Annotated in this window: 14 protein-coding genes; 11 read left to right on the top strand and 3 right to left on the bottom strand. The window is 38.5% G+C overall.

The features are described 5' to 3' along the window. Positions 1–100: 100 nt before the first annotated feature. The gene (gene rpsD / locus PaeCFBP13512_RS01405) at positions 101–700 is read right to left on the bottom strand and encodes a 30S ribosomal protein S4 (protein ID WP_069329019.1); all 600 of its coding nucleotides are present in this window, start codon (positions 698–700) and stop codon (positions 101–103) included. 400 nt (positions 701–1,100) lie between these two features. On the opposite strand from rpsD, the gene PaeCFBP13512_RS01400 reads away from it, so the two are divergent. From PaeCFBP13512_RS01400 to PaeCFBP13512_RS01385, 4 genes are all read left to right on the top strand, one after another. Further along, entirely contained in the window at positions 1,101–3,074 is a 1,974-nt protein-coding gene (locus PaeCFBP13512_RS01400) for a sensor domain-containing diguanylate cyclase (RefSeq protein ID WP_069329021.1), read from the top strand. A gap of 176 nt (positions 3,075–3,250) precedes the next feature. Then, positions 3,251–4,366: an aminopeptidase gene (locus tag PaeCFBP13512_RS01395; protein WP_137220717.1), complete on the top strand. Its 1,116-nt coding sequence runs from the start codon at positions 3,251–3,253 to the stop codon at positions 4,364–4,366. 213 nt (positions 4,367–4,579) lie between these two features. Continuing rightward, on the top strand, positions 4,580–4,837 hold the full coding sequence (locus tag PaeCFBP13512_RS01390) for an HPr family phosphocarrier protein (RefSeq protein ID WP_069329023.1): 258 nt from the start codon (positions 4,580–4,582) through the stop codon (positions 4,835–4,837). Positions 4,838–5,032: 195 nt separating this feature from the next. Next, positions 5,033–5,332, top strand: a complete 300-nt coding sequence (locus PaeCFBP13512_RS01385; RefSeq protein WP_069329024.1) for a YlaN family protein — start codon at positions 5,033–5,035, stop codon at positions 5,330–5,332. Positions 5,333–5,404: 72 nt separating this feature from the next. On the opposite strand, the gene cax is transcribed toward PaeCFBP13512_RS01385, so the two are convergent. Next, on the bottom strand, positions 5,405–6,469 hold the full coding sequence (gene cax, locus PaeCFBP13512_RS01380) for a calcium/proton exchanger (RefSeq protein ID WP_137220716.1): 1,065 nt from the start codon (positions 6,467–6,469) through the stop codon (positions 5,405–5,407). Between the two features lie 192 nt (positions 6,470–6,661). On the opposite strand from cax, the gene PaeCFBP13512_RS01375 reads away from it, so the two are divergent. Then, positions 6,662–7,024 carry an Asp23/Gls24 family envelope stress response protein gene (locus tag PaeCFBP13512_RS01375; protein ID WP_069329026.1) on the top strand — a complete coding sequence of 121 codons (363 nt, stop codon included), beginning with the start codon at positions 6,662–6,664 and terminating at the stop codon, positions 7,022–7,024. A gap of 78 nt (positions 7,025–7,102) precedes the next feature. Here PaeCFBP13512_RS01375 and ftsW read toward each other — a convergent pair whose 3' ends face one another. Then, the gene (gene ftsW / locus PaeCFBP13512_RS01370; RefSeq protein ID WP_069329120.1) at positions 7,103–8,275 is read right to left on the bottom strand and encodes a putative lipid II flippase FtsW; all 1,173 of its coding nucleotides are present in this window, start codon (positions 8,273–8,275) and stop codon (positions 7,103–7,105) included. A 503-nt stretch (positions 8,276–8,778) separates the two neighbouring features. On the opposite strand from ftsW, the gene PaeCFBP13512_RS01365 reads away from it, so the two are divergent. The 6 genes from PaeCFBP13512_RS01365 (at position 8,779) to PaeCFBP13512_RS01340 (ending at position 13,712) form a co-directional block, all read left to right on the top strand. After that, a complete protein-coding gene (locus tag PaeCFBP13512_RS01365) occupies positions 8,779–9,978 on the top strand; it encodes a M20 metallopeptidase family protein (RefSeq protein WP_137220714.1) in 1,200 nt (399 codons plus the stop codon). A gap of 82 nt (positions 9,979–10,060) precedes the next feature. Then, positions 10,061–10,501, top strand: coding sequence for a YlbF family regulator (locus PaeCFBP13512_RS01360; protein WP_069329028.1), 441 nt, complete (start codon positions 10,061–10,063; stop codon positions 10,499–10,501). A gap of 82 nt (positions 10,502–10,583) precedes the next feature. Next, positions 10,584–10,832, top strand: a complete 249-nt coding sequence (locus PaeCFBP13512_RS01355) for a YlbG family protein (protein WP_069329121.1) — start codon at positions 10,584–10,586, stop codon at positions 10,830–10,832. Positions 10,833–11,225: 393 nt separating this feature from the next. Next, complete coding sequence (locus PaeCFBP13512_RS01350; RefSeq protein WP_069329029.1) at positions 11,226–11,663, top strand: hypothetical protein; 438 nt, start codon at positions 11,226–11,228, stop codon at positions 11,661–11,663. A gap of 207 nt (positions 11,664–11,870) precedes the next feature. Then, the gene (locus tag PaeCFBP13512_RS01345) at positions 11,871–12,773 is read left to right on the top strand and encodes a selenium metabolism-associated LysR family transcriptional regulator (protein WP_069329030.1); all 903 of its coding nucleotides are present in this window, start codon (positions 11,871–11,873) and stop codon (positions 12,771–12,773) included. A gap of 51 nt (positions 12,774–12,824) precedes the next feature. Next, entirely contained in the window at positions 12,825–13,712 is an 888-nt protein-coding gene (locus tag PaeCFBP13512_RS01340; protein WP_137220713.1) for a PHP domain-containing protein, read from the top strand. The last annotated feature ends 48 nt before the right edge of the window (positions 13,713–13,760 follow it).

The following is a 13,760-nucleotide window of genomic DNA, read 5'->3' as shown; positions in this document are numbered from 1 at the left end:
ACCCCCATCGGTGATTACTGATGGGGGTTTTGCTATGTTCACGTATATAGACAAATAAAAAAGCTATCAGAGCGAACTCTGATAGCTTTGGATTTAAATCTTAACGGTTGTAGAACTCAACGATTTGTTTTTCGTCGATTTCTTGAGACAATTCAGAACGCTCTGGCAAACGGATATATTTACCTTCAACAGCGTTTTCGTTGTACTCAACATAAGCAGGCAAGTGTGAACGGTTTTCGATAGCTTCTTTAACAGAAGACAAGCTACGACTTCTTTCACGAAGACCAATAACATCACCTGGTTTTACGGAGTAAGAAGCGATATCTACTTTTTTACCGTTAACAGTGATATGACCATGGGATACCAATTGACGTGCTCCAGCGCGGCTGTTAGCAAAACCAATACGGTAAGCCAAGTTATCCAAGCGGCTTTCTAGCAAGAACATGAAGTTTTCACCAGCAATACCTTGAATTTTTTGAGCTTTAGAGAACAAAGTACGGAATTGTTTTTCGCCCAAACCATACATGTGACGCAATTTTTGTTTTTCTTGTAATTGCATACCATAGTTACTCATTTTACGACGTTGGTTCGCTCCGTGTTGACCTGGAGGGAAAGGACGTTTCAAATCTTTACCATTGCCGCTTAGGGAAATACCAAGACGACGACTTAATTTAAATTTAGGACCAGTGTAACGTGACATTTATAATAAGCTCCTTCGTAATTAAAGTTTTATTTTGAAAATAAACATTCCGGGGCTTTGGGTCTGTGATTCATGTTGCCGCGTTTTGTTTGTCGTAGGCTTGGATAGGAAGCGTACTACTAGCAAAAATGTTCAGCCGCAGTCTTGCTAGCAACAAAAAGCGTGAGGGTGAAACAACGTTACCCCAAATTAAAGTCTATCCAGTCTTCATCAATAATAAATTATATAGGAAACAATCATCTGTCGTCAATAGGTTTGTTGATATTGTTTATGTAAAATTTTATGGAGGTAGTATTGAATTTAAATATTGAGTGCAAACTATAGTATAAAATTGTAGAATGGGTGTATTAATGTTAAGACATTTAGTGACTTAGATTCGTTGTGAGAGGAGGCATTTTATATGTCAGACAATCAATGGAATTATCCGGTGCAAGCCTGGCGTACCGAACAAGGACATGCCTCCTATCCGGTCGTATCAACTACTGATAACACATTCTGGCTTCAAAATCTGGATATTAGTCCTGAAGATTTTCCGTATATCGAACCGTTGTTGCAAGAAAGCCTTAGTGATTGGCAACAACAGAATAGTTCTCAAACACGGATAGGTAATGCACATTGGTTTTTATTTAACCATATGCATAAATATATAGGCGGAGATCAGACAAGTGATCACTTGATACCACAGATAGATATAGCAGTCTTAGATCGTTCAATCTCTAATGAGCATCTTATTGAATATCAACAGGAACAGTATCAGTTTACGATTGTTCCTATTTATACACGTCATCATCAAAAACCATTTGCAATGATGGGTTGTATTCAATTATGTAATCAATCCCAGTTGTTATCTAAAGAAGAAATTAACATGCTTGTTTTACATTATAAAAGTTTATTTTATCGGCGGTTTGAATATACATTTATAGCCGATATGCTTCATTCCAAAACGCTGGCAGAACGTGAAGCTCAGCGCCGTTCCGTATTATTCCAAGTCATCCAACGTATGCACGACAAATTTGAAGTGGATGCGTTGATTACAGAACTGTTTGCTATTGTGGGTCAGATGTATCCGCAAGTCGAATTTGAATTGCTGGTATCTCAGGACAATAAGAGTAACAATCCCAAGGTCAAACCTTTACTATTGCAAAATCCTAAAGAGGATATGTGTGTACGTGCTTTTACAGCAGGTCAGCCCTTGATTGAAGTGCATTCAGAATCTTCAGGGCTGTCTGATCGAATGGAAGTAGCGATTCCTTTAAGTGGCAAGCAAGCGATCTATGGCGTTTTTCATTTGTTGTCTGATTATCCTTTAGAAGAAGAAGATATTGAACTGATGCGCATTATGGCAGAAGCGGCTGGACGTACATTTGAAAATGCTAAATTATACGAACAATCGCAATTGCTCAATGAAGATCTACGTTTGATCAATGAAATCACTAGAAGGTTAAATCAAAGTCTGCAATTGAATGAAATTTTTGATATCGCAGGCAAAGAGTTATTAGACGTATTCAAAGCAGAAACGGTGGCTGTACTCCATCTGAATCCAGAAACCGAACAGTTCGAAGTCGTAACAGGCAACGTTCCAAGTATGGAAGGTAAGTCAGTAGGCAAAGATCATGGATATACCGGTTTACTTTACCGTACCAAAGAACCGGTGATTTTATCAGATTATTGTAACAATCCCAGTCTGGAATCTTTATTTATGAATGCATCGGGTTCTTGCTCAATGATTGCTTCTCCTTTAATCGGTGGTGGCGAAGTCAAAGGATCGATCTTTTTGGGCCACCGGAAAAGTCATTATTTTTCATATGGCAATTTTAAGCTGCTACAAGTCATTACAACGCATATTGGGCTCGCGGTTGATAATGCAACCCTACATGATGAAGTAAGACGTATGGCAAGCCGTGACGCGCTTACAGGGTTGTATCTACGTCGCTATCTGGATGAAAAGATTCAAAGCTATCAAAGTAAAGAGGATAGCGGTGCTTTGCTAATGGTAGATATTGATAAATTTAAACAGGTAAATGATACGTACGGTCACCAGATCGGTGATGAGATTCTCAAACAGGTGAGCTTAATCATTCAGTCTTCTATTCGTGAAGGTGATATTGCGGCAAGATGGGGCGGAGAAGAGTTAGCCGTGTATTTCCCACAGATTGATGCAGAGAAGACAGAAGTGATCGCTGAACGTATTCGTGAAAAAATCGAAAATGAAACTCATCCAACCGTAACCGTTTCTTGCGGAATTGCTGCGTGGGATCGAGAAGATCAAAAAGTCAGTGTAGAATCTTTGTTCTATCGTGCAGATATGGCACTGTATCAAGCGAAAAAAAGCGGGCGTAATCGTATATGTATTGATGAGAGTCCAAGAGAATAACCAAAGGGTAGTTCTAACGGTATATGGCGAATAGCTATAGATCATAGAGCTACTTTTTTATTTTATAAGGGCAGATGAAGACAAGAAACTTAACATCATGATACAATATTTTTTGAATAATTAACCGTTGTTCAAAAAAATGTTTTGAAAAAAACATCAAGAGGGGAAGATATACTATGCAAGATCCTAGAGTAAAAGTATTAGCCAAAAATTTGGTTGAATATTCAATTGATGTACAACCAGGCGAAAATGTATTGGTCGAAATGATCGGTACAGAGCGTGATCTACTGAACGCAGTGATTCATGCGATTGGCGAAAGAGGCGGTAATGTTTTTGTTCAATTAACAGATCGCAAAGTACAACGTGCTATGTTGATGAATGCAACAGAAGCAAGTATGAATACATGGGCTGCACTTGATCTGGAACGTATGAAGCAGATGCAAGGGTATATCGGTATTCGTGCAGGTGAGAATATTAATGATCTATCCGATGTTCCTGATGACAAACAAAAGCTATATAACAGCATTTACCAACATGCGGTTCATAGTGAGCAACGTGTTAAACATACTAAATGGGTCGTTCTTCGTTATCCAAATGCAAGTATGGCGCAACTCGCAGGTATGAGCACAGAAGCATTTGAAGATTTCTATTTTGATGTATGTAATCTAGATTACGCTAAAATGGATAAAGCTCAAGATGCTTTGGAACAATTGATGACTCGTACAGATAAAGTACGCCTAGTCGGTAAAAATACAGATTTGAGCTTCTCTATCAAAAATATCGGCGCTAAAAAATGTTCTGGTCAACGTAATATTCCTGATGGTGAAGTATTCAGCGCGCCGGTTCGTGATTCAGTTAACGGCGTTATTAGCTACAACACCCCAACTGTATATAACGGAACGACGTTTGAAGGCATCACATTCCGTTTTGAAAATGGTAAAATTGTTGAAGCAACAAGTAATGATACAGAGAAATTAAATAGCATTTTGGATTCAGATGATGGTGCTCGTCATATCGGAGAATTTGCGATTGGATTCCATCCACACATTTTGCATCCAATGAACGATATTTTGTTTGACGAGAAAATCGCAGGTAGCTTCCACTTCACACCAGGACAAGCGTATGAAGAAACAGATAACGGTAATCGTTCTTCGATTCACTGGGATCTTGTATTTATTCAACGTCCAGAATACGGTGGCGGTGAGATTTATTTTGACGATGTATTGATTCGTAAAGATGGAATCTTTGTTTTACCAGAATTGGAAGCTCTTAATCCAGAGAACTTAAAATAATATTTGGATTGAATCTACAGTAAAAGATTGAAAATGGTAAAAGAGGTTATATATTGGTGTGAGCATCTTATGTGCTAACCCGATAAGATAACCTCTATTTATCACTCTTACCAGAAGTAAGAAATGGGTTGCATAAGAAAGCGTATTCAATTATGATGTAAATGGAAAACCTGAATTGTTGAAAAATTTTAGTCGGAGTAGGAGGGTTCTCAAATGGCAACAAGTAATACGAATAATGCCGCAGTAGTTGAAATCGCACAGACAGCAGGTCAGTTCACTTCTTCTATTGTTTTACAACATGAATCTAAATTTATTGATGTTAAAAGTATTTTGGGACTATTTACAACACTTGTAAAAAACCAAGATTATGAGCTTCATGTACATGGACCAGACGAAGAAGAAGCTAAAAAAGCAGTCGTTGCTGCTTTTGAAAAACATGGACTTGCTGTAAAACTTGCAGAAGGTCAATGATTAAGAGTGCTGATGATCCCTTGTGGATTGTCAGCATTTTTTGTTGGAATCGATCTTAAATAGATTCACGAATCAATTGTTAAAATCTAAGGTAAATTCCTTTAATTTCGTTAGGGGTTCTTGTATTAGCCTCCAATTTCGTCTAATATTAAGAGTAGTAGTGACTGACGATTCTCGAACATGGGGGGGAAGAGCATGACTTCATCTGATTTACAAGAACAGTTGAATATAAAAGCATTGAATCTTCTACAAGAAGATGCAAATAAAATTGAAAAATTAATTGAAATACAGATGGAGAATTTGGATACTCGTTACTGTCCTCTGTACGAGGAAGTTCTGGATACTCAAGTATACGGCTTTTCCAAAGAAGTAGATTTTGCGATTCGTGCCGGATTTGTTTCTGAGCCTGTAGGCAAACAGTTAATCAGCAACTTGGAACGTAATTTATCTGTGTTGTACGAAGCTATGAATAATAAACAACAGTCTGCTGAGTAGCAGACTTTCGTTACATAGAAACGCCTGTACCTTCATCTGAGGGTACAGGCGTTTTTTGGTTTGGAATATTATTTAGACGAGATAGAACGATACACCCAGAATAATATAAGTGACTAATAATAGTAATCCTTCATACCAGTTGGTCGAACCATCTTGAATAATGGATTTGGCGATAAATACAGACACCATAATAGCGACCAGTTCAAGTGTCGTAAATACAATATCCATCGTATTGCCTAAGAAAAAGCTAACAAAAATCAGTACAGGAGCAACAAACAGAGCAATTTGTAGACTACTACCTACTGCAATTTCAACCGATGCACCAATTTTGTTTTTCATCGCTAACATAATAGCTGCACTATGTTCAGCCGCATTACCAATAATGGCAACAACGAACGCACCGACAAATAGTTCACTGAATCCAAAGTCTGTCGTAAATGTCTCAAGTGTACCGACAAGCCATTCACTGACAAATGCAGTCATTACTGTAGCCACCACTAAAAACAAGATTGATTTGTTTTTAGACCATTTTGGTTGCTCATGATCTTCAGGTGCTTTGGGATCTTTGACATCTTCCAGATACTTTTTGTGTGTCACCATCGAGAAGATCAACCATGCAATATAAGCAGCAACCAACAATCCTGCGACAATTAAGCTAAGTGTATCAACTTCTTGAGGCGTAATAGAATGAGTATTTAAAAATAAAGCAGGAACAAATAATGCAATCACAGCTACGATCATCAATGAACCATTCATATTAGCTAATGCCACATTAAAGTTCTGTACTTTATGTTTGACTCCACCTGCAAAAATACTAAGACCCAATACCAGCAATAGGTTACCGATAATCGAACCAGTTAAGCTGGCTTTGACCATATCGTATAATCCTTCACGCAACAACATAATAGCGATAATAAGCTCAGCGGCATTACCAAATGTAGCATTCAGAAATCCACCCAAACGTTGTCCTGCATAATGAGCTACACTTTCCGTAGCACGTCCTAGAAATCCTGCGACTAAGATAACTGCAATAGCCGATACTACAAATTGTAGAATAGGATTCAAATGTGCATAATGAGCAATAGCACTAAACACAAAAAAGATGGCTAATAAAATAGTAGATAAATGTTTCTTCATTGTGCACCCCTTTTTCTATATATTTTATGTAAATTCTTTAACATTATAACCAAAACAGTAGGGTATTTAAACCGATTGTATCGGATAAAGTTTAGATTTTGCTCGAATGCTGATACAATAGAGAAGAAAACATCAGCTCGATATGAAGTTATTTAGACAGATGACGTTTTAAGCTTTAGAGGAGGATGGGACATGACCGAATCATTACAATTGGAAATGGGTAGTATCAAAATTGCCGATGACGTCGTAGCAAAAGTAGCGGGCATGGCCGCGTTAGAAACGCCAGGTATTGCTGCTATGTCTGGAGGATTATCCGATGGATTTGCCAAACGTCTAAGTGGTAAAAATGTACAAAGAGGTGTGACTGTAGAAGTTGGACAATTGGAAGCAGCGATTGATCTGCGTATTATTGTTCTCTACGAAACTCCGATTCATGAAGTATGCCGCATGCTTCAACAAAATGTACGTGAAGCTGTAGAAAATTTAACCGGACTTAAAGTGGTTGAAGTGAATGTAAAAGTAGAAGGCGTCGCTTTTAAAGACGATATTTTGTAGAAATCTCAAGTCTAACCATATAAAAAAACGACGGATATGATCTCCGTCGTTTTTTTTACTTTGTATGCAGTTATTTTATTATTTCATGCGCATAGAGACTGAAGAACGACTACTTATGCGTGAATTTGTTGTTTGTGCTTTTTCACTAGCTACCCGATTGGTTTCGCGAGAAATACTTAACATGATCCCCATACTGGTCATCATCATAATTAATGATGTACCTCCATAACTGATAAATGGTAATGTAACCCCTGTAATAGGAATCGTATTCGTAACACCACCGATATTAATAAACGCTTGAATAGCGATCAGACTCATAATACCGACTCCAACGAGTGTTCCAAAGATATCGGGACATCGCAAAGCGATAAACAAGCCTCGCCAGATAAAGTACCCGTATAACAATAAGAATAAGCTGGTGCCTATAAATCCGAATTCTTCACCAATGACTGCAAAAATAAAGTCATTGTAAGGGTTAGGAAGATAGTGAAGCTTCTGAATACTTTGACCAAAACCTGAACCTGTAAATCCACCCACTCCAATAGCAGTTAGCGATTGAACAAGGTTATAAGAACTTCCTTTTTCATCAGCCATGGGATCAAGAAACGCTTCAATCCGTCCTGCTTTGTAGCTACTTTCATTACTGCTGTTATCATCATGATTAAAGAGGGCACCTATACCGAGTACAAGTGATGCTCCCAGAACCAGTAAAAGAACAGAAGCCATAATATGTTTGACACTAGCGCCACCAGCAAAAATAATTAAACCTGCTGTTGCGACCAAAATCATACAAGAACCCAAGTCATTTTGTAAAAAGATTAAGCCAGCAATTAAGCCTACAACAACCATAACTGGAATATAACCACTGCGTAAATCTCTAAGTTTATCTCCTTTTTTGGAGATCAGAGCCGCTAAATACAAAATAACAGCTAATTTGGCAAATTCAGAAGGCTGAAGCGAAAATCCAAAAATATTCAACCAGCTTCGAGCACCGTTCAACTCTTTACCTACCATAAGAACGATAACCAATAGCGCTAAAGTAATCAGAAAAAAGGGCGCAAACCATTTTTTATATTTACTATAGTGAGCTTTCATAGCAAAAAACATACCGACCAAACCAATAACGGCGTATAAAATATGTTTTTTCGTAAAATACAAGGAGTCGAAGTTATAGTTTTTGTTCGTCCATGCGATGCTTGAACTTGCACTAAAGACCATAATAATACCGAAACAGACCAAAATGACGGTCATGATTAACAATTGAAAATCAGGAGCCCCTTTTTTGGTGATTGTCTGCGCAGGTTGCTGTATATTACGCACATTGGAACTTGATTGGGTATTTGTATTCCGATAGCGATTGGCTGTAGTCTGGTTGTTTAGTGTTCGTTGCGAAGTATGTCTGATTTTATTCATAACGAGTCTCCAAGGATAGAACGGATATGTACAGGTCATCATTCATAGAGGCAGTTAACAAACTGCTAATTTTCATGCACAAATCCTCCTTTTGTAATAAAAAACGTATATATGTTGTATTATCATATAAAATTATGGTTAAGTTCACTTTTCATGATAGTACGTTTTGTAGGTAGGCGCAAGCTTTGAAAAGCTGTATTGACGCACTTATCAAGCAAATATGTTACGGTTAAACAGAAATTGGTCATATAAACTATTATTTAACCAACACACAGGTATTGAAACTTACCAATATGTGTATAATGAAATAACGAGAATCACATTGAAAGGATGAAGAGCAGATGGGGAATTATAATTGGGAAGCTTTATTTCCAGATATGGTAGAATGGCGCAGGCATCTTCATCGTAACCCTGAGTTATCTTATCAAGAACACAATACAATGAAATTTATAGCAGACCAATTAATAGCCTTTGGTATTGACACACAGTCCGGTGTTGGCGATACCGGAGTGATAGGTACAATTAAAGGAAGTCTGCCCGGCAAAACAGTAGCGCTACGTGCTGATATTGATGCATTACCGATTCAAGACGAAAAAGAATGTGAGTATGCTTCACAAGTTGAAGGTGTCATGCATGCTTGTGGACATGATGGTCATACCGCAGGATTATTAGCAGTAGCTCGTTATTTCAGTGAAAATAGAGATACTTTGAAAGGCGAAATTCGTCTTATTTTCCAACCGGGAGAAGAAGTCTGTCCGGGTGGAGCGTTAAAAATGATTGCGGCAGGTGCGCTTGAAGGAGTCGATGTCATCTACGGTGTTCATTTATGGTCTCCTTTGCCAGTACACACGTTAGCAAGTGCAGCAGGGCCGATCATGGCATCTGTAGATGACTTTGTGATCGATATTACAGGTAAAGGTGGTCATGGCGGTATTCCTCATGTGACCGTGGATAGTGTATTAACAGGCGCGCAATTGGTAGTACAGTTACAATCGATTGTCAGTCGCAATGTGAATCCTCTTCAACCTGCTGTGTTAACGATCGGAACGATCAATAGTGGAACAGCCAAAAATATTATTGCCGAAACGTGCCGGATTACAGGGACAGTGCGGACGTTTGATGAAGAAACCCGTGCTGTTATTCGCAAACGGTTCGAAGAAGTGACTCAGCATACTTGCGCTATGAATGGAGCAACAGTAGAAATTGATTATATGATGGGATATCCACCGCTTGTGAATCATGCCGGAGAGACAGAACGCTTTTTCCAAGTAGCTAAAGCCGTATTTGGAGAAGAACAAGTTCAGGTGACACCACCGATGATGCCTGCTGAAGATTTCTCTTACTATGTTCAACAAGTGCCGGGCTGTTTTATTTTTGTAGGTGCTGGTAATGAAGATAAAGGGATTACTTATCCTCATCATCATCCTAGATTCGATATTGATGAAGCAGCGATGCTGAATGCAGCCCAAATCTTAGTCTCTATGGCTGAAAATTATCTGGAACAGCAGGATGAAATACCATTTTTGGAAAAGCACTTCTAATCTGTTCTAGGCTTATGCTATGATAATAGAGACAACTAAGAAGATAGTTGTCCACTTTATATACAGAAACGAGATGAATTTCATGAGCGTAACCGAGATTAGGACGGTCGATATGGCCGAAGTCTTGACAAACGCCTATGAATTAGGCGATATGATCAACAATTCTATCGAAGTCGCGAATTACCTATATTGGGAAGAGCGTATGCTGGCTCACCCGGACGTTATAAGCTTGATGCACAAGCTCAACAGTAAAAAAGAATTATTTGAAGAAACACAGCGGTTCGGTCATTTCCATCCAAACTTCCATGAAGCCAAAGAACAGGTGGAAGCGGTTCAACGGGAAATGGAACAAATTGAAGCAGTATGGCGCTTCAAAGACGCTGAAAATAATTTGGATCAAATGTTATACGAAATGTCAGAACTGATTGCACATTCCGTTTCTGAAAGTATTAAAGTTCCAAGTAACAACCCTTTACCGAAAGGAGGCGGATGTGGTAGTGGAGGATCATGTGGATGCAGTTGAGAATGAGCAACAAGAACAAGTTCAAGTCCAGCAAGAACAAGTTCCAGAACAAGAGGAACAAGGGTTAGCTCTACCTGAACGTATCGGTTATATTATCTGGGTCAACGATGTCAAAGCAGCGCGCAATCTTGAAAAATATGGCTGTGTTCATTATATTTCACGTCGCATGCATTATGTGGTTATGTATCTGTACACTGAAAAAGCCGAAGAAACACTCAAAAATATCCGTCGTCTTTCTTATGTACGTAAAGTTGAACGTTCTTATCGTAACGAAATTAAGACCGAATACACCAAAGCAGTACCGGATCAGACTCAATTTTACGGTATTTAATTAATCCCTTCGGGAATGATTACCTTTAGCAATAAACAAAAAGCGACCTTAAACGGTCGCTTTTTTATATTTAATTTGCAGCAAACGGTTTCATTTATGAGTGGTTAAAGGTATTTAATAAGTATTATTTACGATAATTTTGAAGAATTATCATTTATGGGTTAAAGAAACGTGACTAGCTGTCGATATAATATTTAGTGGGACTACAGAACTGTAAGATAACAAAGACAAATAAATTAATAACATGAAATGACTTTAAAAATGTCAAATATTTAGTAAAAAACGTTAAAAATGGTAGCTTTTTCGTCTTGTGTAGGGCGAACGATATATATATCTTAATAGGTATAAATACTTAGACGGAAAGACCCATACAGAATGGGGAGTGAATAGTTAATGAGAGATAAAGTAATGGAACGCTGGAGCACGTACGAACCTTTTCACGTAGAATTGGGCGAGAAAAAGGTAGCTGATATCGTAATCACGAATCATGCGATCAGTCGTTATAATGACCGTATTGCCAAAGCTCAAACCAAGCCAGAAGAGATCGCTTCCTTCATGTGGGAAACACTTAAACAAAATCGGATTATATCTTATTACCGTAAAGAAGAAGATGTATATTTGATCGATGAAGACCTTGTTGTTGTCGCTGAATTTGCTGATCTGCCGGGTGAATACGATCTTACAGGTAATCCACTGCACAAAATGATTATCGTTACATTTTTGGGTAAAATGTCCGAAACGATTGAACTGCGCGATCTTAAATCTTACTATTCCTGGTTAAGACACTCTCGCCGTATGACATTGATCAAAAACAGTCGTAAACGTAAATAAGGATGATAAGCTTCATTCATGATAAACCTACCTTAATGGATGTTATGAACCCATTATAGCCATTTGCACAATCATGCAATGAATATCCAATCCACTATAGATAGAGTCTGTATACTTTGAGAAGAAGCTGCTATTCAAGCAAGCTTCTTTTTTGTATGCTTATTTGAAAATGGTACACTATATACATAGCAAGGAGGGGAAACGGTAGTGGCATTTAATTTTCATCAATTGCATATTTTTTATACAGTTGCTGAACGAGGAAGTTTTTCAGCAGCAGCCCAAGCGCTTCATATGACTCAGCCTGCGGTAACGATGCAAGTTCAGTCGTTGGAAGATCATTTTGGCACGAAATTGTTTCACCGTACAACTAAAAAAATTGAATTGTCTGAAGCAGGACATGCTTTGATGCCATTTGCTTCTCAAGGTATCCATTTGATGCGAGAAACAGATGCGGTCATGTCACGCTTTACAGATACATTAGCAGGGCGATTGGTATTGGGGGCAAGCAATACGATTGGCGAATATGTATTACCACGTCTATTAGGTCCACTAGGTCAACGATATCCACATATGAAAGTGATGCTTAAAGTGATGAATACGACTCAGATTTTAGATGAGATCAGTCGTAATCAATTGGATTTTGGTCTAATCGAAGCTCCTGTTGAACATCCTGATATGACGATTAAGCCTGTGATGCAAGATGAACTAAAGCTTATTGTGCCAGGTAATCATCCTTTAGCCACGCAGGAGATAGTACAGTTATCCGATATGCTAACGTATCCTTTTGTATTACGGGAAAAAGGATCAGGTACACGACAGGTAATGGAAGAAGAATTGATTAGACATCATGTCGATCTCTCTCAAATTCAGACTGTCATGGAACTTGGAAGTACAGGCGCTGTTAAATCTGCTGTAGAAGCAGGATTAGGTATTACAATTTTATCCCCATCATCCGTAAAGCATGAAGTAGCATTAGGGTTACTGAAAGTACTAACGATTGAAGGGGTCTCCTTTCAACGGCAATTTTACTCGATTCATCTCAAATCGACATTGCTAACCATTCCAGCAGTGACTTTTTTACAATTTGTGCAAGAGTATGAGTGGGTCTGAATAAGAAAGTGTAATCAATATATAAAGGAATAGAAGAGGAGTGAATAAGATATGGATATGTCTTCAGAAGAACGTTATGCAGATTTGCATACACATAGTCAGGCATCTGATGGGATGAATACCCCATCGCAAAATGTGAAATTGGCTGTAGAAGCAGGACTAGGTGCGATTGCTGTCACAGATCATGATACTGTTGCAGGTGTAGCTGAAGCAATCGAAGCAGGCAAGCCATATGATATTGAAGTGATTGCCGGTGTGGAAATTAGTACAAGAGAAGATAACAAAGATATTCATATTCTAGGATATTATCTGAATACAGAAGATCCTATATTATTAGAACGTCTGCAACAATTGCGTGAAGTTCGTGATCATCGTAATGTACAGATTTTGCAAAACTTACGTGATCTTGGCGTAGAGATTACAATGGAAGAAGTGATTGAACAGTTAGGCAGAGAATTAATGCCTGACGAAAGTATCGGTCGTCCGCACATGGCTGATGTATTAGTTGCCAAAGGATATGCAACCGATATGAAAGATGCGTTTAACAAGTACTTAGCAGAAGGTGCAGCCGCTTATGTTTCACCACCACGTATTACTGCTGCTGATGCGGCAGTATGGATTCGTGAAGCCAATGGAGTTCCTGTAATGGCTCATCCGGGTATTTATGGTGATGATACATTAGTGGAGCATATTCTGGATCACAGTTCGATAGCAGGCTTGGAAGTATATCATTCCGATCATTCACCTGAAGATGAACAACGCTATTTGGAAATCGCACAACGTCGTGATCTGATTGTCACAGGTGGATCTGATTATCATGGGGAGCGCCAAGGCAAAGTATTTCATGGCCCATTAGGCGGTAAAAATGTACCGATGTCTACATTAGTTCAATTGCGTCAATTACAGACAGCGATCGAGACAGGCATTACAGCAGAATAATCACAACGTAATCAAATGGAATATTTCTGCATCATAAGAAAAATGATA

Source organism: Paenibacillus sp. CFBP13512 (genome assembly GCF_005233705.1).
GTDB classification, from domain to species: domain Bacteria; phylum Bacillota; class Bacilli; order Paenibacillales; family Paenibacillaceae; genus Saccharibacillus; species Saccharibacillus nuruki.
This window is presented reverse-complemented; position numbering and strand designations above follow the sequence as displayed.

Bases quoted from the DNA above. Each gene is read 5' to 3' on its own strand.
- PaeCFBP13512_RS01390 (WP_069329023.1), top strand. From the start codon at position 4,580: ATGGCAACAAGTAATACGAATAATGCCGCAGTAGTTGAAATCGCACAG.
- rpsD (WP_069329019.1), bottom strand. From the start codon at position 700: ATGTCACGTTACACTGGTCCTAAATTTAAATTAAGTCGTCGTCTTGGT.
- PaeCFBP13512_RS01395 (WP_137220717.1), top strand. From the start codon at position 3,251: ATGCAAGATCCTAGAGTAAAAGTATTAGCCAAAAATTTGGTTGAATAT.
- cax (WP_137220716.1), bottom strand. From the start codon at position 6,469: ATGAAGAAACATTTATCTACTATTTTATTAGCCATCTTTTTTGTGTTT.
- PaeCFBP13512_RS01360 (WP_069329028.1), top strand. From the start codon at position 10,061: ATGAGCGTAACCGAGATTAGGACGGTCGATATGGCCGAAGTCTTGACA.
- PaeCFBP13512_RS01365 (WP_137220714.1), top strand. From the start codon at position 8,779: ATGGGGAATTATAATTGGGAAGCTTTATTTCCAGATATGGTAGAATGG.
- PaeCFBP13512_RS01350 (WP_069329029.1), top strand. From the start codon at position 11,226: ATGAGAGATAAAGTAATGGAACGCTGGAGCACGTACGAACCTTTTCAC.
- PaeCFBP13512_RS01375 (WP_069329026.1), top strand. From the start codon at position 6,662: ATGACCGAATCATTACAATTGGAAATGGGTAGTATCAAAATTGCCGAT.
- ftsW (WP_069329120.1), bottom strand. From the start codon at position 8,275: ATGACCGTCATTTTGGTCTGTTTCGGTATTATTATGGTCTTTAGTGCA.
- PaeCFBP13512_RS01340 (WP_137220713.1), top strand. From the start codon at position 12,825: ATGGATATGTCTTCAGAAGAACGTTATGCAGATTTGCATACACATAGT.
- PaeCFBP13512_RS01400 (WP_069329021.1), top strand. From the start codon at position 1,101: ATGTCAGACAATCAATGGAATTATCCGGTGCAAGCCTGGCGTACCGAA.
- PaeCFBP13512_RS01385 (WP_069329024.1), top strand. From the start codon at position 5,033: ATGACTTCATCTGATTTACAAGAACAGTTGAATATAAAAGCATTGAAT.